The organism is Fischerella sp. (assembly GCF_013388695.1).
In the GTDB taxonomy this organism is placed as follows: domain Bacteria; phylum Cyanobacteriota; class Cyanobacteriia; order Cyanobacteriales; family Nostocaceae; genus PCC9605.
Map to the genome: position 1 here is coordinate 34,836 of NZ_JACAEU010000163.1, position 25,780 is coordinate 60,615.

Annotated in this window: 25 protein-coding genes and 2 pseudogenes; 16 read left to right on the plus strand and 11 right to left on the minus strand. The window is 42.4% G+C overall.

Annotated features, from left to right (window positions below; genetic code table 11):
• The first annotated feature begins 8 nt into the window (after positions 1 to 8).
• Positions 9 to 2,498, plus strand: coding sequence for a BsuBI/PstI family type II restriction endonuclease (locus HXY43_RS22650; protein WP_290888118.1), 2,490 nt, complete (start codon positions 9 to 11; stop codon positions 2,496 to 2,498).
• A 415-nt stretch (positions 2,499 to 2,913) separates the two neighbouring features.
• On the opposite strand, the gene HXY43_RS22655 is transcribed toward HXY43_RS22650, so the two are convergent.
• Both HXY43_RS22655 and HXY43_RS22660 read right to left on the minus strand, forming a co-directional pair.
• On the minus strand, positions 2,914 to 4,674 hold the full coding sequence (locus tag HXY43_RS22655) for a peptide ABC transporter substrate-binding protein (protein WP_290888121.1): 1,761 nt from the start codon (positions 4,672 to 4,674) through the stop codon (positions 2,914 to 2,916).
• A gap of 150 nt (positions 4,675 to 4,824) precedes the next feature.
• Entirely contained in the window at positions 4,825 to 5,061 is a 237-nt protein-coding gene (locus tag HXY43_RS22660; RefSeq protein WP_367161498.1) for a hypothetical protein, read from the minus strand.
• Between the two features lie 187 nt (positions 5,062 to 5,248).
• Here HXY43_RS22660 and HXY43_RS22665 point away from each other — a divergent pair, with 187 nt between their 5' ends.
• From HXY43_RS22665 to HXY43_RS22675, 3 genes are all read left to right on the plus strand, one after another.
• Positions 5,249 to 6,586 (plus strand): NAD(P)/FAD-dependent oxidoreductase, encoded by a 1,338-nt coding sequence (locus HXY43_RS22665; protein ID WP_290888124.1) that lies wholly within the window; start codon positions 5,249 to 5,251, stop codon positions 6,584 to 6,586.
• Between the two features lie 306 nt (positions 6,587 to 6,892).
• Positions 6,893 to 8,206 carry an FAD-binding oxidoreductase gene (locus HXY43_RS22670; RefSeq protein ID WP_290888127.1) on the plus strand — a complete coding sequence of 438 codons (1,314 nt, stop codon included), beginning with the start codon at positions 6,893 to 6,895 and terminating at the stop codon, positions 8,204 to 8,206.
• 55 nt (positions 8,207 to 8,261) lie between these two features.
• Positions 8,262 to 9,617 (plus strand): heterodisulfide reductase-related iron-sulfur binding cluster, encoded by a 1,356-nt coding sequence (locus HXY43_RS22675; RefSeq protein ID WP_290888130.1) that lies wholly within the window; start codon positions 8,262 to 8,264, stop codon positions 9,615 to 9,617.
• Positions 9,618 to 9,752: 135 nt separating this feature from the next.
• Here HXY43_RS22675 and HXY43_RS22680 read toward each other — a convergent pair whose 3' ends face one another.
• Entirely contained in the window at positions 9,753 to 11,402 is a 1,650-nt protein-coding gene (locus HXY43_RS22680) for a Ppx/GppA phosphatase family protein (RefSeq protein ID WP_290888133.1), read from the minus strand.
• 312 nt (positions 11,403 to 11,714) lie between these two features.
• Between HXY43_RS22680 and HXY43_RS22685 the strand changes: the two genes are divergently transcribed.
• The 5 genes from HXY43_RS22685 (at position 11,715) to HXY43_RS22705 (ending at position 16,824) form a co-directional block, all read left to right on the plus strand.
• Positions 11,715 to 12,596: a 4-hydroxybenzoate solanesyltransferase gene (locus HXY43_RS22685; RefSeq protein WP_290888136.1), complete on the plus strand. Its 882-nt coding sequence runs from the start codon at positions 11,715 to 11,717 to the stop codon at positions 12,594 to 12,596.
• Positions 12,597 to 12,809: 213 nt separating this feature from the next.
• Positions 12,810 to 13,418: a hypothetical protein gene (locus HXY43_RS22690; protein ID WP_290888139.1), complete on the plus strand. Its 609-nt coding sequence runs from the start codon at positions 12,810 to 12,812 to the stop codon at positions 13,416 to 13,418.
• Between the two features lie 93 nt (positions 13,419 to 13,511).
• Positions 13,512 to 14,012, plus strand: coding sequence for a cytochrome (locus tag HXY43_RS22695; RefSeq protein WP_290888142.1), 501 nt, complete (start codon positions 13,512 to 13,514; stop codon positions 14,010 to 14,012).
• A 174-nt stretch (positions 14,013 to 14,186) separates the two neighbouring features.
• Entirely contained in the window at positions 14,187 to 14,612 is a 426-nt protein-coding gene (locus HXY43_RS22700; protein WP_290888144.1) for a hypothetical protein, read from the plus strand.
• 103 nt (positions 14,613 to 14,715) lie between these two features.
• Entirely contained in the window at positions 14,716 to 16,824 is a 2,109-nt protein-coding gene (locus HXY43_RS22705) for a DHH family phosphoesterase (protein ID WP_290888146.1), read from the plus strand.
• A 130-nt stretch (positions 16,825 to 16,954) separates the two neighbouring features.
• Here the strand turns inward: HXY43_RS22705 and HXY43_RS22710 are convergent, their stop codons facing one another.
• Positions 16,955 to 17,077, minus strand: coding sequence for a photosystem II reaction center protein Ycf12 (locus HXY43_RS22710; protein ID WP_016873729.1), 123 nt, complete (start codon positions 17,075 to 17,077; stop codon positions 16,955 to 16,957).
• A gap of 229 nt (positions 17,078 to 17,306) precedes the next feature.
• Between HXY43_RS22710 and HXY43_RS22715 the strand changes: the two genes are divergently transcribed.
• The 3 genes from HXY43_RS22715 (at position 17,307) to HXY43_RS22725 (ending at position 18,696) form a co-directional block, all read left to right on the plus strand.
• Complete coding sequence (locus tag HXY43_RS22715; protein ID WP_290888152.1) at positions 17,307 to 17,669, plus strand: YkgJ family cysteine cluster protein; 363 nt, start codon at positions 17,307 to 17,309, stop codon at positions 17,667 to 17,669.
• A 233-nt stretch (positions 17,670 to 17,902) separates the two neighbouring features.
• Positions 17,903 to 18,331: a TMEM165/GDT1 family protein gene (locus HXY43_RS22720; protein WP_290888155.1), complete on the plus strand. Its 429-nt coding sequence runs from the start codon at positions 17,903 to 17,905 to the stop codon at positions 18,329 to 18,331.
• 77 nt (positions 18,332 to 18,408) lie between these two features.
• Positions 18,409 to 18,696, plus strand: coding sequence for a TMEM165/GDT1 family protein (locus HXY43_RS22725; protein ID WP_026731892.1), 288 nt, complete (start codon positions 18,409 to 18,411; stop codon positions 18,694 to 18,696).
• 39 nt (positions 18,697 to 18,735) lie between these two features.
• Here the strand turns inward: HXY43_RS22725 and HXY43_RS22730 are convergent, their stop codons facing one another.
• Complete coding sequence (locus tag HXY43_RS22730) at positions 18,736 to 19,221, minus strand: DUF4149 domain-containing protein (protein ID WP_026731893.1); 486 nt, start codon at positions 19,219 to 19,221, stop codon at positions 18,736 to 18,738.
• 250 nt (positions 19,222 to 19,471) lie between these two features.
• On the opposite strand from HXY43_RS22730, the pseudogene HXY43_RS22735 reads away from it, so the two are divergent.
• A pseudogene (locus tag HXY43_RS22735) lies at positions 19,472 to 19,765 on the plus strand (DUF4336 domain-containing protein); the annotation flags it as partial.
• Positions 19,766 to 19,977: 212 nt separating this feature from the next.
• Here HXY43_RS22735 and HXY43_RS22740 read toward each other — a convergent pair.
• Positions 19,978 to 20,268: a hypothetical protein gene (locus HXY43_RS22740; RefSeq protein ID WP_290888160.1), complete on the minus strand. Its 291-nt coding sequence runs from the start codon at positions 20,266 to 20,268 to the stop codon at positions 19,978 to 19,980.
• 200 nt (positions 20,269 to 20,468) lie between these two features.
• Between HXY43_RS22740 and HXY43_RS22745 the strand changes: the two genes are divergently transcribed.
• From HXY43_RS22745 to HXY43_RS22755, 3 genes are all read left to right on the plus strand, one after another.
• Positions 20,469 to 21,173, plus strand: a complete 705-nt coding sequence (locus HXY43_RS22745; RefSeq protein WP_290888163.1) for an NlpC/P60 family protein — start codon at positions 20,469 to 20,471, stop codon at positions 21,171 to 21,173.
• A 186-nt stretch (positions 21,174 to 21,359) separates the two neighbouring features.
• Positions 21,360 to 21,584, plus strand: coding sequence for a hypothetical protein (locus tag HXY43_RS22750; RefSeq protein WP_290888166.1), 225 nt, complete (start codon positions 21,360 to 21,362; stop codon positions 21,582 to 21,584).
• A gap of 336 nt (positions 21,585 to 21,920) precedes the next feature.
• Complete coding sequence (locus tag HXY43_RS22755; RefSeq protein WP_146007200.1) at positions 21,921 to 22,343, plus strand: hypothetical protein; 423 nt, start codon at positions 21,921 to 21,923, stop codon at positions 22,341 to 22,343.
• 191 nt (positions 22,344 to 22,534) lie between these two features.
• Here the strand turns inward: HXY43_RS22755 and HXY43_RS22760 are convergent, their stop codons facing one another.
• The 5 genes and pseudogenes from HXY43_RS22760 to HXY43_RS22780 all read right to left on the minus strand — a co-directional run.
• A complete protein-coding gene (locus HXY43_RS22760) occupies positions 22,535 to 23,473 on the minus strand; it encodes a phosphoadenosine phosphosulfate reductase family protein (protein WP_290888174.1) in 939 nt (312 codons plus the stop codon).
• A gap of 10 nt (positions 23,474 to 23,483) precedes the next feature.
• Positions 23,484 to 24,086 (minus strand): hypothetical protein, encoded by a 603-nt coding sequence (locus HXY43_RS22765; protein ID WP_290888178.1) that lies wholly within the window; start codon positions 24,084 to 24,086, stop codon positions 23,484 to 23,486.
• Between the two features lie 47 nt (positions 24,087 to 24,133).
• Entirely contained in the window at positions 24,134 to 24,388 is a 255-nt protein-coding gene (locus tag HXY43_RS22770; protein ID WP_102177114.1) for a hypothetical protein, read from the minus strand.
• The gene (locus HXY43_RS22775) at positions 24,381 to 25,322 is read right to left on the minus strand and encodes a hypothetical protein (RefSeq protein WP_290888183.1); all 942 of its coding nucleotides are present in this window, start codon (positions 25,320 to 25,322) and stop codon (positions 24,381 to 24,383) included. The genes HXY43_RS22770 and HXY43_RS22775 overlap by 8 nt, the downstream gene beginning before the upstream one ends.
• Before the next feature lie 335 nt (positions 25,323 to 25,657).
• Positions 25,658 to 25,771 (minus strand): annotated as a pseudogene (locus tag HXY43_RS22780) (IS1 family transposase); the annotation flags it as partial.
• Positions 25,772 to 25,780: the final 9 nt, after the last annotated feature.

Below are 25,780 nucleotides of genomic sequence, written 5' to 3' on the forward strand. Positions count from 1 at the left end.
CCTTGGGCATGCAATATTTTCCGTTCCTTACAGACTCCACAGACATCTCTAGGATTCATTTCTCCTCAAGGCTGAATCTGAAACAGCGTAGTGAATTGGGTCAGTTTTTGACTCCTGCGATCATTGCCCGTTTTATGGCAGGACAATTTAGCAATCTATCAGGTCACGTTAGTCTTCTAGACCCTGGAGCCGGAGTTGGGGCATTAACTGCTGCCTTTGTAGAGCGATTATTGATAAATTCAGATAAGGTTGAGAGTTGCTTCATCACAGCATATGAAGTGGAAGTAACCTTTCTATCATCTTTGAAACAATGCCTTACAGAGTGTTGTGCAGCTTTAGAAAACAGAGGAATTCAAGCAGATTATTGTTTACGCGAAGAAAGCTTCATAGAGGCTGTTGCTGAAATAAATTTGCCACTTTTTACTACGTCATCTATAAGTTTTACTCACGCAATTTTGAATCCACCCTACAAAAAGATCAACAGTCAATCAGTCGAGAAAAAAATTCTTTCAAAACTTGGAATTGAAACTGTCAATTTATATAGTGCATTTGTTTGGCTTGCTATGTTACAACTTGCTGAGGGTGGAGAGTTAGTTGCGATTACTCCTAGAAGCTTCTGTAATGGCACTTATTTTCGTCCCTTCCGTAAAGCTTTTTTGGGAGAGATGGGACTTGAAAAAATTCATGTTTATGAAAGTCGTTCATTAGCTTTTTCAGAAGATGATGTATTACAAGAAAATATTATTTTTCATGCTACTAAAACAAAAATTAAACCGGAGTTTATAGAAGTCACTAGTAATTCTGAAAATGGGTTAGATGAGTTTTCAGAAATGAGACGTGTTCCCTATAGCGAAGTTATTGACACAAATGATCCCGAGATGTTTGTTCATATTGTTACAAACTCTCTCGAAGATTCTTTGAGAGTGCAAATGGATAAATTTCCTTCCACCTTAGAGGAACTTGGTTTAGAGGTGTCAACAGGCCCGGTTGTAGATTTTCGTCTCAAATCAGCTTTGAGAAATTGCTTGAGCGAGCAGAACGTCCCATTGCTTTACCCAGAATCCATGAAAGCAGGGAAAGTGTTGTTTCCACCAATCAATCCCCGTAAGCCAATTGCTATTGAACAAAACCAGGAAACAGGAAAATGGTTAGTTCAACCGGGTTGGTATGTCTTAACAAAACGTTTTTCTGCTAAGGAAGAGAAGCGTCGTGTTGTTGCTGCTGTATGTTCTCCTATAGACGCACCAGCACTAGGCATAGAGAATCACCTTAACTACTACCATGCTAAAGCTAAGGGAATGAATCCCGATCTGGCACGAGGTTTAGCAGCATTTCTTAATTCAACTTTATTTGATAACTACTTCCGGCAGTTCAGTGGGCATACACAAGTCAATGCAACGGATTTGCGTAGAATTAAATACCCGTGCAAAGATGATCTGATCCAACTGGGAAGCCACATTGGTGATTCTGTCTTTGACCAGGAGCAACTTGATACGCTTGTACACAAAACTCTGTCAATCATGAGCGAAGCAACAAACGCGATCCAGGCTAGTAAACGAATCGAAGAAGCACTTGCTATTCTCAAAGATATTTCTGCTCCAAGGGAGCAGCAAAATGAACGATCAGCACTTTGCTTACTCGCATTGACAGACATTCGACCTGAAACTCCTTGGAATCAAGCGACAGCACCAAGACGCAGAATTACTGAAATGATGGATTGGTTTCGCGATTACTACGGTAAGCAATACGCACCGAATACACGCGAAACAGTCAGACGACAGACGATGCACCAGTTTGTGCAGATGGGGTTAGTTGTTGAGAATCCAGATCGACCAGATCGACCGATTAATAGCCCCAAGTGGTGTTATCAGCTTCAGCAGCAAGCACTGTCACTTCTACGAACATATGGCTCTGAGCAGTGGGAAGAGGCTCGTCAAAATTATGCTGTTTCAGTAACAAATTTATTGCAGCACAGAAATCGAAATATACCGATGATTCCTGTTAGCTTACCCGACGGTCAAGCAATTCAGCTTTCATCTGGTGGACAAAACAAATTGATAAAAGACATTTTGGAAAGCTTCTGCTCTAGATTTACACCTGGAGGTGTGGTTCTGTATGTGGGTGATGCAGTCGATAAGTTCATCATTAACGAAACCCAGAAGTTCAGAGAAATGGGAGTTGAGTTAGATCCTCACGGTAAGATGCCAGATGTTGTAGTTTATTATGAGCAGCCAGACTGGCTTGTATTGATAGAGGCCGTAACCAGTCATGGTCCGGTTAACTTAAAACGTCGCAATGAATTAAAGCGGCTGTTTCAGTCAAGTAGTAAGGGTCTAGTCTTTGTTACTGCTTTCCCAAGCCGCAAGGAAATGACTCGGTATCTTGCTGAGATTTCTTGGGAAACAGAAGTTTGGATTGCAGATCAACCAGATCACATGATTCATTTCAACGGAGAGAGATTTCTTGGCCCCTATGAAGAACCGGAGAGTAGAAAGTAGAGACAAACGCAGCATAACTAATCGTTAGACTGCTTCAGTTGTCGGTGAGAACGTATGAAACAATTTATACCAATTCTCAAAACTAGAACTACACATGGTTCGTAGTAAGCACGCTTTGTGCTTACTACAAGCAGAGAAAATTTGCAGTCATTTTTTCGAGAAACGGTATTGCATCTTTAATAAAGAATCACACGAGGAGCGATCGCCCTTATGCATTCTCCATCCACATCTTAATTCGCTGTCTAACACAGAACTATTAACCGCCAGTACTGGTTTATCGGTTGCATAGCTTTGTGATGTTATCTTCATGACTTGCGGATTTGCAAGTATTGGTGCAAGTTGCCGAAAGTCTTCTTGTTTAAATTCCCTAATAACAAGTCGTTGTGTCTCTACTTGCATGTTGATTATCTGTTTATCAATTATTATTCCTTCGCCAATCTTTAATGTTCCAAGTATCAGTATCCCACGGAGTTAAATCTACACCAGCCAGCCGATTACTTGCAGCACTGACGTTGGCGCGACCAATTAGGGGAATCACAATTGCATCTTTAATTAGTAAATCGTTCATTTGAATAAATAGCTGTCGGCGTTTTTCTGAATTTAACTCCTTTGTAGACTGTTGCCAAAGCTTGTCATATTCAGGATTGCAATAGCGTGAAACGTTGTAACGTGACCAATTGTTCTTTTTTTGAGGAATATCATCACAAGTCCACGTCTTCATATATGCACCAGGGTCGGGATTTTCATTGCCGTTAGTATACATTTGCATATCGGCGTAGAAACGAGCAGTCGTATCTGGATTAGAAGGATCGGCAGAGAAATAAATACTTGGATCTATATTTTTGAGTTCCACCTTCACGCCAATCGATGTTAATGCTTGTTTAATGATTTCCTGAGTTTTCTGGCGGATAGGATTAACTCCTGTCTGGAAAAGAACGTTCATTTCGACGCCATTTTTATCTCGGATACCGTTACCATTTGTGTCTTTCCATCCTGCTTCATCAAGTAAAGCGGCTGCTTGTTTGAGGCCAAATTCGTATTTAGTATTGGGCGAATTATAAATATCTGGTGCAACTAGAGTATTGGCAATAGGACGACCAGTGGAACCGTACAAGCGTTTAGCAATAGTGTCGCGATCAATAGCATAACTAAAAGCTTGGCGCACTTTCTTGTCAGTAAAGAAAGGATGGGGAAACTGGAGACTAGAGCGATCGCCATCCGCTGTCTGCTTGTTTGGATCAGTTTGATTGAGAAAAATCCGCTCTGCCAAACCTCCAAAGCTGCTGACTAGTTTACCCTTGCCGACTCTTTCCAATTGCTTGAGTATGGGTGCTTCTACCTGGAGATTCCAAGCAAAATCAACGTCTCCAGTCTGTAGCGCGGCTCTAGCAGCAGAAGTTACATCACCACCGCCTTTGAGTTCTACTCGCTTAAACAAAGACTCAGTGGGTTCCCGGAAAAAGGAATTTGGCTCAAAGATAACTATGTCACCAGGTTTGAATTCTACCACTCGATAGGGCCCAGTACCGACAGGCCGCAAATTTCCAGGAGCTTCCCTAGCGTTGGAACCATTGTATTTCTCAAAGATGTGCTGCGGTAGAATTAACCCATTTTGACCAACAAACGGCAAAGACCAAGCGGGATTGACATCTTTGAAAGTGATTTTAACGGTATGGTCGTCAATAGCTTCGATGCTTTTGATGGTTTCGTAGTAAGCGGTGGTCGTAGCACCAACAGCCGGATTGGAGAGGAATTTATAAGTAAATACCACATCCGCCGCTGTAAAAGCTTTTCCATCAGACCACTTAACTCCTTGCTTGAGTTTCCAGGTAACTGATTTGCCGTCCTTCGTTAGTCCACCGTTTTCAAGTGTAGGGATCTCTGCGGCGAGAAAGGGAATTAATTTACCGTCCTTGTCATGACTGGCAAGAGGTTCATAGGTGATTCGACTGGCGTGATAGTCTTTGGTGCCTTGGGTGAGATGAGGATTAAGGATTGTTGGAGCTTGCCAGTAAAGTAATCGTAATGTGTCATTATTACTACTTGATGCTTGTTGAGTAGATGCTGTGGTGTTAGAAGATTCAGGTTTTTGAGGAGAACAAGCTGTTACAAACAATACACTTATTAACGACAGAGCAAAAATTTGACTTCTGCTAAATTTTTTAGATACAAACATATTTAAATTTTTTCAAGGTAGTGTTGTAAATTTTAAGGTTTAGCGTGTCGATTTCATGCTTCACCTGTGCTATTTCTATCCGATTTCCCACTGGATAGCGCAGAATGTTACCAATATTTGTAGCTGCATAACCAATGACTAATGACTTCACTAATATTGCTCTAACAAAGCTTTCACTTCTGCCTGTAAATCCCAATCTTTCATGGCTTCCCACTCAGCTTGACGCACAGCTAAGTAAGCTGCTGACAATTGTGAATTTAAAGCATTTAAAAGTACATCGTCTTGTTTGAGGTGGGCGATCGCTTCTCCCAGATTTGTTGGCAAAGAGTCAATCTTTCTGACTTTGCGATCGTCTGCTGACAAGTAAGGAATACCTTGAATAATCAATGCCTCAGCAATATCATTGATTACTTCGCAGCAGTTGGGGAAAAAGTAGTTTTAACTACATTTTATTTGTGTTATCGATTACTTTTACAAAATTTAATATGTGAATAGCAAACAGAACCATCTGACCAAATTGGTAAAAATTTGTTAAGAATGGTGACAGCACTCTCAACACAAGGAAATCAATTTTATGGCGAACACAACTGAGAATCAACCACCGCATCAGGTAGTCATTATCGGTGGCGGCTTTGGTGGACTTTATGCCGCAAAATCACTTAATCTCGCTAATGTGAATGTTACTCTCATAGATAAACGCAATTTTCACCTATTTCAACCCCTTCTGTATCAAGTAGCAACAGGCGCAATATCACCTGCTGATATTTCTTCGCCATTACGTTCGGTACTAAATAAGAGTAAGAATACAAAGGTGTTGCTGGGAGAAGTGAATGATATCGATCCCCAAGCACAAAAAGTCTTGATGGGTGGTGAAGCGATACCCTACGATACGTTAATAGTTGCTACTGGTGCGAAGCATTCCTATTTTGGTAAGGACGAATGGGAATCATTCGCCCCTGGTTTAAAAACTGTAGAAGATGCCATTGAAATGCGTCACCGCATTTTTATGGCGTTTGAAGCCGCAGAAAAGGAAACCGATCCGCAACTGCGCCGTGCTTGGTTAACATTTGTAATTGTCGGTGGTGGCCCTACTGGTGTGGAATTAGCTGGTGCGATCGCAGAATTAGCCTACCACACCATGAAAGAAGACTTTCGCAACATTGACACCACAGAAGCACAAGTTTTACTTCTCGAAGGCTTGGATCGCATTTTGCCACCGTTTGCATCAGAGTTATCAGCACAAGCAGAAGCATCCTTACAGCAATTGGGTGTGACGGTACAGACAAAAACACTGGTAACGAATATTGAAAGTGATGTTGTCACCCTCAAACAAGGCGATGAAGTCACGCAGATTCATGCCAAGACGGTATTATGGGCAGCAGGCGTGAAAGCTTCGCCACTGGGGAAAGTGCTAGCAGAAAGAACAGGTGTAGAGTGCGATCGCGCCGGACGAGTTATCGTTGAACCCGATTTAAGTATCAAGGGACATCCTAATATTTTTGTTATAGGTGACTTAGCGCATTTTGCCCATCAAGATGGTAAACCTCTACCTGGTGTCGCACCCGTAGCAATGCAAGAAGGAGAATACGTCGCTTCACTCATTAAACAACGGCTTCAAGGTAAAACATCATTGCCACGGTTTTATTATGTTGACAGAGGTAGCTTAGCAGTAATTGGGCAAAACTCTGCCGTTGTAGATTTGGGTTTCATGAAGTTGACAGGTTTTCTAGCGTGGCTGTTTTGGCTATTAGTTCACATCTACTTCTTAATTGAATTTGACAACAAATTGATAGTTATGGTTCAGTGGGGTTGGAATTATTTCACCCGCAAACGTGGCGCAAGATTGATTACAGGTAAGGAAAAATTAGATTACTACGCACCAGATAAAAGTAGAGAGATGGTTAATGTGTAATAGTTAGTGGTTAGTGGTTAGTGGTAGCCCTGTCAAGGTGGGTAAAAAACGAACCATTATCTTAGTAGAGAAGACAATTTTCCTCTTTGTGTCTTAGTGTCTTGGTGGTGAAAAAAGAATCATTGAAACACCAAGACACTAAGACACCAAGAAAAATACATTTCCAAGACTCACACCTTGACAGGGGTAGTGGTTAGTGGTTAGTAGATGTTGTTTGCAGCAACTATCTACCATCTGCTAACTACTAACCATTTTATTTGCGGTATCGTATTTTCATAGAGAAAAACCGTTTAACGATGAAAGCTAATGTCTAGCGAACAAATCCCGCTACGCCTTTGTGCTGCTAGTTTTGCATCTATTGTTGGCGAAAATGCTGTCTGTTCTTGGGAAAATTTAACAGCCAATCAGCAACAACTCATATCACAGGCAATAATACCTGGAAGCCTTCCCAGTTGCATTGTCTATCCCCGCACTACTGAACAACTAGCAGAAGCGATCGCCCAAGCTAACCACAACCAATGGCGCGTCTTTGCTTGTGGTAGTGGCAGTAAACTCAGTTGGGGGGGGTTAGTCAAGGGGGTTGATGTTGTAATCAGCACAAAACACCTCAACAAACTCATAGACCACGCCGTGGGTGATTTGACGGTTACAGTCGAAGCGGGGATGAAGTTTTCTGACCTCCAAGCTATTTTGGCAAAGGCTAACCAATTTCTTGCCCTCGATCCAGTAGCACCAGAATCAGCAACTGTTGGTGGTATTATTGCTACCGCCGATACAGGTTCTCTGAGACAGCGCTATGGTAGTGTGCGCGACCAATTACTAGGCATTACTTTTGTGCGTGCTGATGGCAAAATCGCCAAAGCTGGAGGGCGAGTGGTCAAAAATGTAGCTGGATACGACTTGATGAAGTTGTTTACAGGCTCCTATTGCACATTAGGTGTGATTAGTCAAGTTACTTTCCGCGTTTACCCATTACCGGAAATATCTGGAACAGTCGTACTTACTGGTACAGCAGAGGATGTTTCTCAAGCTGCTGCTACTCTGCGTGGTTCGGCACTAACACCAACTCAAGCTGATTTACTCTCAATGCAGCTGGTGTCTGAGTTGGGGTTGGGTAAAGGAATGGGATTAATTGCTCGCTTCCAGAGTATAGCTGAGAGTGTCAAGGAACAGTCAAATCGGCTTGTGGAAGTGGGGCAGCAGTTGGGTTTGCAAGGGACAATATACGCAGGGGCGGATGAAGCTGATTTATGGCAAAGATTGCGAGAATCAATGCATGTTAGTAGCAGTGAGTCGGCAATTACTTGCAAAATAGGAGTGTTACCTACTGCGGCTGTTGAGATTTTGATGCAGGCGCAAAAGGGTTTGATTCACATTGCTAGCGGTTTGGGGGTGTTGCGGTTTGAAAGTGAAGCGGAGGTTGAGCGGGTGTTGGGGATGCGATCGCTCTGTGAAAATCATAGGGGATTTCTGACGATTTTGACAGCACCAGTGGCGGTTAAGCAAAAGTTGGATGTGTGGGGTTACACTGGCAATGCTTTGGGGATAATGCGGCGGATAAAGGCGCAGTTTGATGCGAAGAATATTTTAAGTCCTGGTCGGTTTGTGGGGGGAATTTAGGAAACGAACCATCAAGACGCAGAGGACGCCAAGAGAGGGGAGAGTAAGAAATATTATGCAAGTTTCGGAAGATTCTGTTAATAATACGGCTAGTTTGAAGAATTTGAAAGGGTTTGATGCTAATCATCCGCCTGACCCGAAATTGATAGATACTTGTGTGCATTGTGGGTTTTGTCTTGCGACTTGTCCCAGCTATCGGGTGATTGGTAAGGAGATGGATTCTCCGAGAGGACGCATCTATTTAATGGATGCGATTAATGAGGGTGAAATTGCACTGAATACAGCTAGTGTCCAACATTTTGATTCTTGTTTGGGTTGTCTGGCGTGTGTGACGACTTGCCCTTCTGGGGTGCAATATGACAAGTTAATTTCTGCAACTCGTCACCAAGTTGAACGTAATTATCCGCGTAGTTTGTCGGATAGATTGATTAGGCAACTGATATTTTCTTTGTTTCCTAACCCTGATGCTTTACGAATTTTACTAGTGCCGTTGTTGGTGTATCAGAAGTTAGGTTTTTCTAAGTTTTTTCGTGCTACTGGGTTATTGAAGAATATATCGCCTCGATTGGCAGCAATGGAATCTATTCTGCCAGAAATTACGTTGAAATCTTTTCAGGATAATTTGCCAGATGTGATTCCGGCAAAGGGTAAAAAACGCTATCGAGTTGGGGTGATTTTGGGTTGTGTACAACGGCTGTTTTTCTCACCTGTGAATGAAGCAACGGTGAGAGTTTTAACGGCAAATGGCTGTGAGGTGGTGATTCCTAAATCTCAAGGTTGTTGTGCGGCGCTTCCGGAACACCAAGGACAAACTGAACAAGCTAAAGCTTTGGCTAGGCAGATGATTGATAGTTTTGCCAATACAGGCGTAGATTTTGTGATTATCAATGCTGCTGGTTGCGGTCATACTTTAAAAGAATACGGTCACATTTTAGAAGATGATCCAAAATATCGAGAAAAAGCAAAGAAATTTGCCGCGAAAGTAAGGGATGCACAAGAGTTTTTGGCAACGGTTGGTTTAACAGCAAAACTATCACCGTTGACTGATAAAACATTGAGTTTGGTTTATCAAGATGCTTGTCATTTGTTACACGGACAAAAGATTAGCGTGCAACCGCGTCAATTGTTGCAGCAAATTCCAGGGGTGAAGTTGAAAGAACCTTTAGATGCAGCTATATGTTGTGGTAGTGCTGGGGTTTACAATCTGCTGCAACCAGAAGTTGCAGAGGAATTGGGTAAGCAAAAAGTGCGAAATTTGTTGAATACTGGTGCTGATTTAATTGCTTCACCAAATCCAGGTTGTACGTTGCAGATTAGCAAGCATTTGAATTTGCAAGGGAAGGAAATTTCGATTATGCATCCGATGGAGTTGTTGGATTATTCTATTCGGGGAATTAAACTCCCAGAGTAAGCAAATTCTCTCATTTCCTGGCAGAGCCAAAGCCTATAATTCTCGTTACCAGGTTGAACCTGGTAACGAGGATTTGGAGGTTGCGCCTCCTGAGTGTTGCAACAGTTGCAAAATGTGAGTTAATTTACTTAATAACTAACCAACTGCGATCGCAGAATTTTCTAAAGTCGCCACTAATTTCACATTGAATTCTGCCTCAAAGACTCCTTTTTTGTAATCCAAACTCCAGAGTTCTAAGGCACAGTCATCATCAGGACGAGATGGAAAAATTTGCATTTTGAATTCTCGCGTATCTGGAATCAATTCACATTGCAATTGCGTTATCGCTCCAATTTGCCGCCTATCTAGAGCAACTGCCAATCTTAAAATGGCACTCAGTTGAGTGACAGCTTGGCGGTGTTCTTTGTGCAGAAGATTGCGGAAATTTTCGTGCTTTTTCCTCGGCGGGGATTTGCGATGATATCGCGCTATATTGGCAATGATTTCCATCTCGGTTTCGGTGTAGCCGAGTAACTCTCCATTGCGAATCAGATAGTACGAATGCTTGTGATGAGAGTCGTGGCTGACATAGTGACCGCAATTGTGTAAGATTGCCGCAGCCCACAGCAGTTGCCTTTCTTCGGCTCCCCAGTTATGAAGTATACCTTGAATTTGGTCAAATATACTCAAAGCAAATACTGCCACGCGATCGCTGTGTTCTAAGTTGACATGGTATTTCTTCGCGGTTTTGAGGACACTGCGCTGGCGTACGGAACTTTGGTAGCGCAAGCGATCTTCAATTAACCCGTGGGTGAGCATCCAGTCTACTATCACTCCTTCCCGGAGCGATCGCTCACACACTGTTAACAACTCTACTCCCAACAGGCTCATCGCTTCCTGTAAGATGACTGCCCCAGCCAGGATCACTTCTGAGCGTTTATCTGGCATACCAGGAATTGCTGCGCGTTCGGAGTGAGTCATTTTTCGCAAGCGATTAACCCACTCGCGCAAGTCTTTCAAGCTGAACTGGTAGCCATTGAGCGTGGAAGGAACAAAATTCAGTTTCTCGCGGGCATTGATTGTTACCAAAGTTTCGATCGTACCGGAAGTTCCTACCAACCGGGGGTATTCACCAAAGTGTAAGTTTGCCTGCACCTCTTCTACGGAACGTTCTAACATCCCGCGTGCATAAGCTTGCAGGTACTGAAACTCAGCGTTGCTAATTGGGTCGGTAGAGATTAATTCATTTGTGAGTCGAACTGCACCAATTTTAGTACTGGTGAGAGTTCGTTCTTGGTAACTGTCCCCCAAAATTAATTCTGTGGAACCGCCACCAATATCAATAATGACGTGGGGCTGGTTGTTAAATTCCATCCCCGACAGCACACCCAGATAGATTCGCCGTGCTTCTTCTTGACCGGAAATTAGGTCAATGCTCAAACCCAACTCGACTTCTACCTGGTGGATAAACTCTTTACCGTTGGGTGCTTCTCGCACAGCACTAGTTGCGACAGCAACGATTGTTTCAGCGTTGAGAGTTTTGGCAACTTCTTGAAAGCGTCGCAAGCAAGCGATCGCTCTTTCTATCACTTCTGTTTTTAAGCAGCCTGTGTCTAGATCGCGATCGCCCAGTCTGACGGTCTCTTTTTCTCTACCAATAATGCTAAATGCTGGCAGTGTTGCTTCAATCCGCACAATAACCATGTGCAGAGAATTGGTTCCCAAATCAATTGCAGCGATAATTCGCTGTTGCTTGTCTGTTGGAGTTGGTGTATCCCCCCAGCTAGCAGAAACCAAATTGACCATTTAGTTTTCTCTCTGTAAATGATGGAAAAAGCTGGCTTGCCGATGGCAGTGAAGTAGTGACTGTTGTTAACAATATGTTGACTGTTTATTTGACTCTAATTGAGTCTTTCTGTTGACCCTGGCGTTTCACACTAAAGTGACTATGATCTTCAATCAAAGTTGCCACTTTAAGATCTACTTTTACAAATATCAAATAAACTTATTCTATAGATGTGAAGATGTGTGAATTAAAGATCGGGAAATAAATTTAGAGATAAATTCTTTCTTGTCCCCCTGTCTCCCCTATCCCTTATCCCCTATCCCCTATCCCCTATGTTGAGTACGCCAGAACACAACCAGGAACCTACGTGGCTTGCGATCGTCCGCCTTTTGCGGTGGCATAAACCAGAGGGACGACTAATTTTAATGATTCCTGCCCTTTGGGCTGTGTTTCTGGCAGCCGCTGGAAAGCCACCTTTACCATTGGTTAGCGTGATTATTTTGGGAACGCTTGCCACAAGCGCTGCTGGCTGTGTTGTCAATGATTTATGGGATAGAGATATAGATCCAGAAGTAGAAAGAACACGCGATCGCCCCCTCGCTTCCCGTGCGCTTTCCGTAAAAGTCGGTATCGTTGTCGCGATGGTGGCTTTGGGATGTGCTGCGGTTCTCGCTTTATATCTTAACCCAATCTCATTTTGGCTGTGTGTAGCAGCAGTCCCCGTGATTTTACTGTATCCAGGGGCAAAACGAGTGTTTCCCGTACCGCAGCTGGTGCTTTCCATCGCTTGGGGTTTTGCCGTGTTGATTAGCTGGAGTGCAGTCACACAAAATCTCTCCCAACCGGCTTGGCTACTTTGGGGTGCAACTGTACTCTGGACACTGGGATTTGATACTGTGTATGCCATGAGCGATCGCGAGGATGATAGCCGCATCGGTGTTAATTCCAGTGCCTTATTTTTTGGTAATTACGCACCTGTTGCGATCGGAATTTTCTTTGCTGGAACCGTCTTTTTTCTCGCTTGGTTGGGAGTGGTTATTCACCTCCACATCGCCTTCTGGGTTAGTCTTGCAATTGCTACTGGTGGCTGGATTTGGCAGTTTATTCGTTTAAATCAACAAGACTTGCCTAATTCTGTTTATGGTGAGATGTTCCGGCAAAATGTTTGGATTGGTTTTATAGTCCTAGCTGGAATGATTATTGGCAGTTTTTAGTACTTTGACAAACAAACTTTGGTTCATAGAACAAGGGGACAAGGGGATAAAAAGCTTCTTTCACCTTCCCCTTACTTTTATCAGTAACCGAGTTTATACTGTGATTTAATAAACTTTTTGTAAATTTTGAGTAAATACACTTAGAATCGCTTCCGAATTTCTACGAATTTAGATAAAAGTTGGGTATATAACCATAATTCAAAACCCAACTAAATGAAGCGAAGTTTGCCAACAAGACACTATGGGTCTATACAACTTTTACAAATTGCTGTTATTGTTTTGATGTCGCTTAGCAGCATCGGTATTGTTGGGGTAGGTTTCGTTGTCAAACAAGGTTTGAGCGTTCGCAATCATCAAGCAAAGATAATAAAAGATACCTCACGCTACCGAGAAATCCGCTATCAACTGTGGTTGAATCAAAACCAAGTCAAACATTTTCCCGATCGCATTCCTGCTGATGCTTCTAATGTAAACCTTGCTTTTTCTCGTGGTTTTTTGCAAGGAAGTAATTTTTTTCAGATCAAGTTTAAACTTCCAGAACAACAGATCAAAAGACTACTTACTCAATACAGAACAGTTGCTAAACATCTGTATAGAGGTGGTAACACAAACGAACACGCTAACTTACCCAATGGTGTTCCTACAACTTTTTTCTATACCAGTGGCTCTCAAGAAGATTCCTTTCCTAGTTCCTATGAAATATTTGTATTAGGTGCAAATGATAGAGGAAATACCGAATTTAAGTGGAATCATGGCGATAGTTATGGAGTAGCAATTGATAGCTCAGCTTCGGAAATCGTCTATTGGGCTGAAGAATGGTAAGAAAATGTTAGTAGTTGGTAGTTGGTAGTTGATTGGTAACTTTACAAAATAACTACCAACAAACAACCAACAACAAACAACAAATAACTAAAAATGAAAAAAATCATTATTGGGGTGATGGGGCCAGGAGAAAAAGCAACAGTAACTGATGTACAAAATGCTTACGAATTAGGAAAATTTATTGCTCAAAAAGGATGGGTATTGCTCACTGGCGGTAGAAATGTCGGTGTGATGGATGCAGCAAATAAAGGCGCAAAATCTGTCAATGGTTTAACGATTGGCATCCTACCTAGTGAGAATCAAAAGAATGTTTCTGAGGCAGTAGATATTGCCATTTTCACTGATATGGGCAATGCTCGAAATAATATTAATGTTCTTTCTTCTGACTTGGTAATTGCCTGTGGAATGGGTGCAGGAACTGCTTCAGAAGTAGCGCTAGCTTTGAAGACAAATAAGCAAGTAATTTTGTTAACTGAGGATGAAGAAAGCAAATTTTTCTTCAAAAAACTGTCGCCAGAAAATGTTCATGTTGTTGAGAGCGTAACGGCAGCGATCGCCACTGCTACACAAATTTTAAATAGTAGTTTGGATTAAAAGAAATTAAAAGGAATTATAAACGATCTCACCAGTAGCATTGAAAAACACAATGGCATTAAAAAAATCAGGTAATTTTATATACACATTAGCTACACAAACCGCAAAATATGGTGTTAGTCTAAGGTATTCGATTCTACATACTTTTAGTAAACCTGTTTAAGTACTGATTCCATGTCTAAGTTTGTCTCTGCAATCTTAATCGCAACAGCCCTGCTTATCTCAGTATATAAAGATTATAGCTCTGTTATTGCTGGCACTTGTGCTTCAAAATGCGGCCCTCGCCCAATTCAATTTTCCCCAGGTCAACGCATTCAATTGAAAGTCTTAAATAAAACACCAAATTTAGTTAATTTACAGAAACCATCCACTACCAATCCAATTACCCTCCGACCTGGACAAGAACTACAATTAAACCAAGGAGACGGTACAGAGCCAAATGTATCTCTCTTATTTTGGAATGAAGCAGGGTTGCCGCTGAAAGCAACTGTCTCTAAACCAAACTTTGCAACCCTGCAAGTAGAATTACGTCCGACTTGGTATCCTCCAGGCGATCGCGCAATTTACATTCTTGATGATGGTCGAGTTGACGTGTTGTGAAACTTAGGAGTTGGTACAGAGGCAATTAGTTGCTTCTGTACTAAAATTTGGGTTTGATAAGGTATATGAGCAATAAGTCATATGCCCACTCCTAACTCCAACTGTGCTAGACAAATCCCCAATTACAGCAGTCAAAACCCGTCGGCGCTTACCTAATCAGCGCTGGCAGATTTACCCACAAAAAACAGAATTAGCACAACATTTAACAAAAGCGACTAATTTATTACCTCTGATCAACCAACTGCTGATTAATCGCGGTATTGAAACCCCCGAACAAGCACAAGCTTTCTTAGAATCCGAATCTTTGAACTTGCCTTCACCTTTGGAGGAGTTTCCAGATCTGCCAATTAGTTTGGAGTTATTGCAATCTTGCATTACCTGTAAAGAAAAAATTGCCATCTGCGGCGACTACGATGCAGATGGAATGACCAGCACTGCTTTACTGTTGCGTAGTTTACGTTGGTTGGGCGCGGAGGTAAATTACGCTATTCCCAGTCGGATGCATGAAGGCTACGGCATCAATAAACGCATTGTGGAAGAATTCCACAGTGAAGGTGTAAAACTAATTCTGACTGTTGATAATGGTATCTCTGCATTTGAACCCATTGCTAGAGCTAAAGAACTTGGTGTAAAGGTAATTGTCACCGATCACCACGACATACCCCAACAATTACCTCCAGCGAATGCCATCCTTAACCCGAAATTACTACCAGAATCGTCACTTTATCGCGGTGTTGCGGGTGTGGGTGTTGCCTACATTTTGGCAATTTCTCTTGCACAACAGCTAGAGCAAGCTAATAGTGGCATTATCAAGCCAATGTTGGAACTATTTACATTGGGAACAATTGCCGACTTAGCCCCCCTGACTGGAGTAAACCGCCGTTGGGTAAAACGTGGTTTGCAGCAATTACCCAAGTCTAAATTACCAGGAGTGCAGGCCTTGATTCAGGTGTCTGGAGTGCAGGCGAGAGGAGATCGGGGATCGGGGATCGGGGAAAGATTAATCAACAACCAACAACCAACAACCAACAACCAACAACCAAAATCGTTAAAGCCTGAAGATATTGGTTTTCGTCTTGGGCCGCGAATTAATGCTATTGGTAGGATTGGCGATCCCCAAATAGTGATTGAGCTACTAACTACAGATGATATGGGGATTGCGCTAGAACGAGCGATGCAGTGTGAAGGAATTAACCAGCATCGCCAGCAAATGTGCGAAGAAATTGAACAAGAGGCGATCGCAATTGTAGAGACGTTGCATGCAACGTCTCTATACCAAGATCGCGTTTTGGTCGTTGTTCAACCTAACTGGCATCACGGTGTTATTGGTATCGTCGCCTCCCGCTTAGTAGAACGCTACGGTGTTCCTGTATTTATTGCCACTTACGAAGATGACAACTTAATTCGTGGTTCAGCGCGAGGAATACCAGAGTTTCACGTATTTGCTGCTTTGGAATATTGCCAAGACTTGCTGGGTAAATTCGGTGGACACAAAGCCGCCGGTGGATTTTCTCTACCTGCCGAAAATTTAGCAGCCTTGCGATCGCGGCTGGTGGAATTCGCCAACCAATGTCTTGAAATTCAACACCTGAAGCCGCTGCTAAAAATTGACGCTCAAGCAAACCTCAATCAAATTAACCAAGAACTCTATCAACAACTTAACGCCTTAGAACCCTGCGGGATCGATAACCCCGATCCGGTTTTTTGGACTTCTAATGTCCAAGTCATTGAACAACAAATAGTTGGCAAAGGTCATATTAAACTGACTTGTGCTGAAACAATCAACGATCGGCAATTTAAAATTAAAGCGATCGCTTGGCGGTGGCGTGATTACTTTCCTCTACCAACGCGAATAGATATTGCCTACAAACTGCGAGAAAATTATTTTAATGGCAACACCACCATCGAGTTAGAATTAGTTGGCGTCAGGCTCCCAAATCAGTCACATCAGCTTTTTGTCTCTTGCGCTACTCCGCTAAAAGCCTCGTTTGAGTACAACCAACGTCTTTATACCTGTGGCATCTATCACAATGGTTCTTCACCTGAATTAAGAATTAAGAATCCTGAAGGCAAAGTTTTAGCCGTTCAGCAAGGACAGGGCATTGGTTTACTTGGTATTAACCGTGAAGATGCAAAAGAAGTTGATATTTTTCAACCCCAGTATGACTCCATCATTCAAGCAGCCCTAAAAGCCTTAGAATCAAGAAAGTAATTGTTGTTAGTTGTGTGTTGCTTGTTGTTTGTAACAGATAACCACCGACCAACAACCAACAACCAACAAATCAAAACAAAGCCCGCTTCTGCGGGCCAGAGCAAAAAAGATTAAATACTGGATTTAATATTTAGAGATCGCCGCCACGAAAAGCTAGTACAAAAATTACCGCTGGGCCAGCTAACATGATCAGCGCTACAAACAATAGCTGGAAAATAACTTCCCAATTGATGCTTGTTAAAGCTTCAAACATTTTCCCTCCCTGTAAACTTAAAACAATCTGTTACTCTAATTGTCAAACTCGGAATTGATCATATCCGGCGATCGCCTGCTAAATTTAATTTACTTAACAAAATGATAAGAAACAACATAAAAAACTAAAATGGCGAGTGGGAGATGGGGTGATGGGGAGATGTGGTGATGGGGGAGTAGTAAACCACTAACCACTAACTACTAACCACTAACCAAAAAAAGTTTGAAAAATGGCAACTTGGCAATGTGTAAAGCAATGTGGAGCTTGCTGTCATCTTGACCCAGCATACCGTCCAGATTTGCATGATTATTTGTCACCCGAAGAACTGGAACTTTACCTGAGCATGGTTGGTGAAGAAGGATGGTGTATCAATTTTGACATAAATACGCGTGAATGCCGTATTTATCCTAATCGTCCGCGTTTCTGCCGGGTAGAACCAGAAGTGTTTGAAAATATGTATGGTATTACTCCCGAAGAGTTAAACGACTTTGCCATTGAGTGCTGCCAAGAGCAAATAGAAGGCGTTTATGGCGATCGCAGTCTAGAAATGTTGCGCTTTAATAAAGCCGTTGGATATTTAGCCAAGGGCTAGTGGCTAGTTGTTGGTGGTTGTTGGTTGGTTGTTGTTGGTTGGTTGTTGGTTGGTGGTTAGTGGTTAGTAGTTAGTGGTTGTTAACTATGCCCAATGCCCATTCCCCCAATTTCCCACTCTCCCACTCCCCCACTCCCCCACTGACCGATTCTTAAATACTAGACTTGCAATTTGTAACGACAATCTGAGAAAATGAGAGAAATATGAAAAACCTCTAGATAAAACTACTGCCTGTGAAACTAGATTCTGCACCTGTGAGCACCGCTAGTATATCTAAATCTGAATGCCAGCTGGAAGTAACAAGCACTACTGACTGCAACACAAGTATAGCCAAATTTGAGCCATTATCGTCGGTGGTTGGCGATTGTCCTCAGAAGCAGTCAAATGTAGCGGTTTTCTTCACTACCTTCTTAACCATTTTTCTTGCAGAAATCGGTGATAAGACACAGTTATCTACTCTATTGATGAGTGCGGAATCACATTCACCGTGGGTGGTGTTTATAGGATCTGCCGCTGCACTAATAACCACCAGCTTGTTAGGTGTGCTTTTAGGTCGTTGGATAGCTAGCCGCCTTTCTCCAAAGATTGTAGAGAAAGCCGCAGGAGTGATGCTACTGCTGATTTCTCTGATGTTGTTTTGCGATGTAGTCATTAGTCATTAGTCATTAGTAAATAACAAAAGACAAGTGACAAATGACAAAGGACAAGTGACAAATGACCGATGACAAAGGACTAATTTATGAATTGGCATCTTTTAGGATTGAGCTTTATCACCGTTTTTTTATCTGAATTAGGCGATAAAAGCCAGTTAGCTGCGATCGCACTTTCAGGCCGTTGCCAGTCTCCCCGTGCTGTGTTCTTTGGTACGGCTGGTGCATTGCTGTTAACTAGCTTGTTAGGTGCATTAGCTGGGGGAGCGGTGGCAGAATTATTGCCTACGCGGTTGTTAAAAGCGATCGCTGCGGTGGGATTTGCTGTGTTGGCTGTACGTCTGCTGTGGTTTCAAAATCAGACACCAGAAGATTAATAATCAAAAGACGCGCCCAAAGCGCGTCTTTTAAGAATTTTACTGCCGCCAGTACCAAGTTAGTAGCGTACCTCCTGCCACCAGTTTGACTGCTTCTAGAAGCCAGTAACCACCGTGTAATACATTCATGTTTGCTGGAATATCCGCTGCTGCCTGAAATAGGTTTAGTTGCAGTCCAATGGCAGACATTTGCGGGGTTAAAAAATATGTATCAACTAGCGATATAGCTAGCAGTAGCACGGCTAAAACAAGGCTACTTACACGCCAATTTGATTGGGTTTTATTTAAAGCTAAAACGCCAGTTAATACCAAGCCAGCAGCCAATAATTCTATGCGATTGAAATTCCAGAAAATGACATAGCCTGCTGTTGCAAAACTGGCTTGTGTCATCATGCCAGAAACATATAGGCTAGGCATAATTACCCAGTCTAAAAACAGACTTGCACTGAGCCAGAAGCCCAAAGTCAGCATGACAATTGATTGCCATATCGGACGCTTGAATCCGAAGCTAGAAACAGTATTCATGGTGAATCAATGATTGCTTGTATCTATATTTTTAGTTTCTAACTTAACGAATTGCTTTGACAACAAATTTCAATTATCTTTTACATTTTCAGATTAAAACGTATATATGCCTAGTAGTTTGCGATCGCATATCACCTTTGATTATTAAGAATACTTGCGAAAGTATAATTGATAAAAAGATAAGTTACTTTTACCTGATAAAATAAAACATATCAAAAATAAGTGATATACATCAAAGCCTAAAGCAGGTTTACAAACTCTCATTTTTCCTCAAGCACCAACACAAGTACTCAACTGGGCTGTTAAGGTTGCGACTTGGGATTTTCAGCGGATTATTTCCTGTCACTTTGACTCGCCAATTGAAGCAACTCCGCGTCAGTTCCGGCAGGCATTTGCTTTCCTAGAGAAGAACTCTTCCGTGAGTGAGAACTCATCTGGAAGCGACAGCCAACCCCTATTGGAGGAAGACTTGAGATTTATCAGAGAACTAGAGGCAGATCTGATCAAGCGCGGCATCGCTACACCAGCTAAGGAGAAGGTGTAAAAGTTTCCATCTCGCCTTCACTTGCCATCAGTGCGATCGCATCTCTGCCGTAGGGTGCGTTGCTACTAATATTTGGGGATGGCTAAAGCTAGCTGGAGCAGATTAGGACTTACGCACTGTACAAATAGACCATCATGTGTATTAACGAAATTTGGTTGTTTCAGGCTTTTTAGAATTACCCTTTGATGGTTGGCGATCGCTTACAATCCAACTTAAGCAATCGCTATGGCAATCAACATTAATCTAAGCAATCCCTGTTGGTGGGGACTGCGCTCTCCTGATAGGTGGGGCAGAAATAAAACACCACGGGCACCAGGCAGCCATCGCCCCGCCATAGCCATCAGCTCGATGTAGACAACATTCGGTGCAAATGTATCTCGATAATTGGCTACTGAATGGCTACTAATGTTTAGATATTTAAGAGAGCCAACAAGATTTCTCAAAGGCGGCACCCGGATTTGAACCGGGGAATGGAGGTTTTGCAGACCTCTGCCTTGCTTCAAAAAGCCTTACTGGTAAATGTTTTGAAAAAATAAAACTAAAATGTAGCAAATTATGTAACAAGCTTAAAAATTTTTGTGCTTTAGAAAAAGTAATAATTTTAAAAACTAAAATTCAGTATATATACTGTGTTTTAGTTTACATGCTCATCACAACCCAAATTAAACAAAAAATTATCAACCATTCTCAGTACCTAAGCGAGATGGAAATATGTGGATTGATTTGTGAGAATGGCGAGGTTTTTCCTTGTGCGAATATTGCAGAAAATCCACAAGAAGAATTTGCGATCTCAACAGACTATTTTGACCAAATAAACGCTACTAACCGAGTAGTGGCTATTTACCACAGCCATTGGCAAGATTCGCAACCAGCTTTACTTAGTCCTATAGACATAGCTAATAGTAAAGCTGCAAAATTACCCTACCTCTTGTATCACAGTGGCTTTGGCCAGTGGGACTACTACGACCCTAACGATATTTACCCATATCCCCTAATTCCCAATCCCCATACACCCAAAGATTTGGAATACTACTTGGGATGGCGATTTGAGTACAATCGTAGCGATTGTTACACGCTATTCCGTAGCTACTACAAAGGGATGTTGGATATCGAGTTGCCCGACTTTCCCAGAGGTGATATCGAAGAAACAGTTTCACCCAACTGGGATATGTTTGGGGCTAACTTTGCAGACTGTGGTTTTCGGAAGCTCGAAACAGATGAACCACTCCAAGCAAACGACGTGATACTCATGTGTATTGTGGGCGATCGCACTCACCATGCCGCCATACTTTTAGACCCACGGACTGGGAAGGCACTACACAATTTGGGAGAGGGACGACTCAGTGAAATTTTTATGTACGGGGGCTATTGGGTAGACAGGACACGGGCTGTAATTCGTAAGTCGTAAGTCGTAAGTCGTAATTCATAATTAATTATGCCAAGGGGTTAGGAACTAGCCTCTCAAACGCCGATGCTGAACCTCTTTCTAAAAACCCACAGCCTTGTGGAGGTTTTAGGAAAGTTCAGCAGTTGAAGCGTCAGAAACCTCGCACGTAGCTTAAGCGGAGTGCGTAGGTAGTTCATCGGAGGAGTAATGGACTTAGAATCACGCAAAGGGATTCGTCACGGTTTACAGGATTCTCGCCGTGCTGGGTTAACACAGTTTTTTAATGAGTTTATGCCAGTTCTGCTTTCTGAAAGCTACACGTTTGAAGATTTGTTACACGCTCTTGCTAATTGGGCTTCTGAGCAGCCACAGCTTGATGAGGTTGTAGGTTATTTAGAGAAAGCAACGGACGAAATTCATTCTGCGAATTAGCGATCGCACAATTTTTCATTACCTGTCATAGATTATGTGACAGGTTTTTTGTTGCAGTAATTCACAATTTCCTTACACAAAGTTCAAAGCTCTTACTGATGTAGGAATTTGATTTTTTACGGAAGCTAGATAAAATAATTTAGACTACTTAAGCGCGTTAGCAATTACTTTGTAAATGCCGCCAATGCAAGTGCCTGTCAATGAAATTGTATTGTGGAATTCTCATATAATTAGTTAATATTTTTGGCAATTCTAATATTAATATCTTCATTAAATCTTTGCCTATTTATTTAGCTGATTGAATAATATATGCATAAAAGCAATTAAATGAAGATTATGACAAAGCAAATATTAGACAAAATTAAAGCCATTTCAATCCATGCGCCCCATGCCTATGCTATTTGCTTGGGGCTAAAGCCATTTGAATACAGGAATTCACCTACCAAGAGAAGAGGCTGGGTCTTAATTCATGCTTCGCAATCCAAGGATTCTGACTATTGCTTTAAAGAATATAAGATTAATCCAGCAGACATAAAAAGATCAGCCATAATAGGGGCTGCTTATATCGCAGACTGCATTCCAGATAGCCAAGGAGGATATGCTTATAGAATGACTAGGGCTATCTTATTTAAAACTCCTATTGAAAAGGTAAAAGGCTGTCAAGCGGTCTTTTGGGGGCATTGCAAAGACCCTCATAAAATCAGGGCTTTCGAGCAGGCTATTGAGCAAATACGCATCAATTTAAAAGCCAGAGGATAGGGCAATGGGCGATCGCTCCTTAGAGAGGTTCTCAATACTTACCCCTACAATACAATCTGCCTGCGTTGCGAAGCTTTTGGCGATGGGCTTAATCAGAATGAATTAGCAACTTGGTATCGGCGATGGGAATTTGTTGATGGTTCGCCGTTCCATGAAGGGGATGGGTGGATGCACAAGCCACCACGTCGTTTTTAACCCTTCTTCCCTCTTCCTTCTTCCTTCTTCCCTCTTCCTTCTTCCTTCTTCCTTCTGAGAGTGAACCGTGCTTGAATTTCTGGAAACAATTCACACAGTTCTTTGAGTTGAACTGGTGCATAAAAAGCAAGCCATTTGTAATACTGTGAACATAGTATTTCTGGCGTGCAATACCACAATGTTCTAGGAAAGGCTTTGTTGCCTTGTTTTTGCGGTATTTGGTGCATTGAGTATATGGGGGAAATTGGACTATTTTCGCTTACCAATAAAGCCCAAACATCGATATCTTTCCAATCACCTAAAGGCAGCGCACGGATGTAGGGGAGTGCGTCTTTTTTGTTTTGGTCGTGGAATTGAAACATACCCTCTCGTGCTATTTCAAAAGCCCTCTCTTGGCCCTCGCCCTGACGGTTTGACCACATATACATTACATTTTCTTCGCCTTCACCGTAGAGGTGGTGAAACTGATAGATTGCTTCGTATGTAATACTTTCTGCCATCCCGCCCCAATCCCAAAAATTGAGTGCTTTTCCTTCCTTGGTACGCATTCCGTAAATATTACCCCAATTAAGATAAGCGCGGATTATTTGGGGGAAGGTGCGGTCAGTTGTATATTCTTCGTAGTAAAAATCTTTACCAAAGTAAGTCTCCCACTCTGGTTTAACTAACCAATGTTGCGGTAAATCGCCACCATTATTAATAGTTAAATGGCAAAAATCAAGAGAAGCAAGCTTGAGAATAACCGCACCAGCCATCGAATCTTTACCATACCCAAACCACAGCCCCGGCGCTACATTTTGATTTACTCGTGGATCAGCGTACCACTGTTGTACACGTTTGATGGTCTTGGCTTTTAGGTTTTTGAATTGGTCAGTACGGGCGTGGGCGGCTGCGGCTGCATAGCGAGTTGGGGGTAGTGCGTCAATTATTCTCATAATTTATCAATTACGAATTTTCCCACAAGTCCCCCTCTAACACATCTTCGGCTTCTTGGTTGTCCGTTTCTTCGGTTTCATCACTTTCTTCGATGTCGGACGAGTGCGCTTCATCAATTAATGCTTGCAACTGTTCTAAGGGTAAATCAGCATCCAATTTTAGCTGCTGGATACATGATAAGGCGAGTTCACGCGCAATGCGATCGCTCGAATTTTTCAACACCGCCACAATAAAAGCCTTACATATATCAAGCTGACGACGAATATCACCCATCTTGCTAAGTCGCATTGCCCCGTCAGCTAGTACAAGCGTACCCTGAAAAGCACGTAGCATCCCCTCTAAATCAAGTCCCAATAAACGCAGTTTCAGTTCCTCTACAAATTCTTGCGTGAGTTCCCCTTGTTCCACCAACACCTCACACGCCTGGAGTAGAGTTTTAGCTTCCTTACCAAACTTACCCGCACCTTCAATTTGACTAATTACCCGACCGTGAGCAACATAAAAACTCTCACGAATAATGGTTTCATAGTCGTAGTTCTGGGCATCCGTGAAAGCATCGCGCCACTTTCCCGTTAATCTTTTGCCGTATAATGATTCTTCATTGGCCATCATTACGTTATGACCAATAGGTCATTTTTTTACTTAATTTCAATGTAACTTTATTGACCTCGCTTAACTTCCGAGATAATTCGGTTAACTTCTATCATTGCGCGACTGCGACGACCATGTTTAAAGTTGTTTTGACTACTTTTTGCTTTACCTTGAACAGTGCGCGGCCCGGTTGATTTCTCCCAAGGCTTGGTAGCTAAAATCCGTTGTCTTGCAGCTTCGATAAATTCCGGTGATAGATTACGCCGATATTTTTTAACTTTTTTGCTGTTGTATGCGCTCAAGAATTCTTCTATATCAAGCATCTTGTTGATTAGCAATCAAGCGTACTGCTTCTAATATAGTTTGCGATCGCCACGCGATCGCCAATCCCTCTTTAGGAATATTGAGTTTATCGGCAGCTACAGCTACCAACTCTTTAAATTCATCTATCACATCTTTATTTAAATACACCAAAAACCGCGTCTGTTCTTCAGCATTGGGGTTGTAGTTGGACGATTCAACCTCAGCTAATACGTTTTCAGCTACTTCTGTTGTATCAACAGTAACTACTTCTGTGTTGCTAGGTGGCGTGTAGCTGTCGTAATCGCTGGTCGATTCTCGCGCTTCAACATCAATTGTGTTACCAGAGTAATCGGTAGCATCAGCACGTTCAAAATACTCTTTCTCTTGATAATCAAACTCTTCCTCTGTTGATTCCTCCTCCTTCCTTTGCAAAAAAGCCTGCATAAAAGTGTTAGCGGTGGAAGTATCCCAACCCGCAGACTTAATTTGACGTTTAGGCATTTGTGCCAAAATTGCGGCGATTTTACCAGGGTTATCACGCCCATCGTGAGAAGTGTTGTTAAGCCGCAACAGTGCAGATTTTTGGCTGAGGTCATCCAGGGTAGTGGGGATGACCGGGGTTTTTAACCAGTAGTCAGCACAAAAGCGTCCTTGGTGCTTGGCGGCTATCTTGTCTCTACCAGTGGCTTTTATCCAACGGTTCCACTCACTAGCAAAAAAATCATCATCCTGCTGACTTAGCCAATCAGCCCCTATTGTTCTACCATGACCTGAGATGAGGTATCCCAGGCTACCGTCTAGGTTTTGCTGGATGGTTGGGTAAGTTAGCCAGCCAAAATCAAGTAGAGAATCGCGTATCCAGGGTAAATCGTGTTCTTCTGTGTGTTCGCGGGGGTTTTCGGGGTGGAATTTTTCAAGGACGGTGCGGGTAGGAAGCCAAAGGACTTCACTCATTTTTTCACCTCTGCGACTACAGCTTCCTGAGAACGTTGCATTGCTTCACTTAGTAATTGCAACGCACTATCTAACTGCGGTGACTGCGGACAATTTTTAGTCAGCCACTCAGCCAACCCATTGAACTTACCAATTAATTGCCATTGTTGCTGTACAGGGGTCATCATTAGCTTTTTCGAGACTTTCATACCCTTAATACCACAGCTTTTCGCCCATAGGTAGATTGTGCTGTGGTCAACTTTGTAGTATGTTTCGCACCAATGTAAACTCTTACCCTGTGCAATGTGTGATAAAACCGTTAGCTTAGTTTCCTTGTCATACCCACGCCTACCCACAGGTGCAGGATTTTCTACAAACTGATGACCGCAGGATTTACACAGGTAAGATTGTTTACCTGTACGTTTACCATTTTTGATGGTTTCGTACTTACCACAACTGGGACATTTCACGCGCCCTTG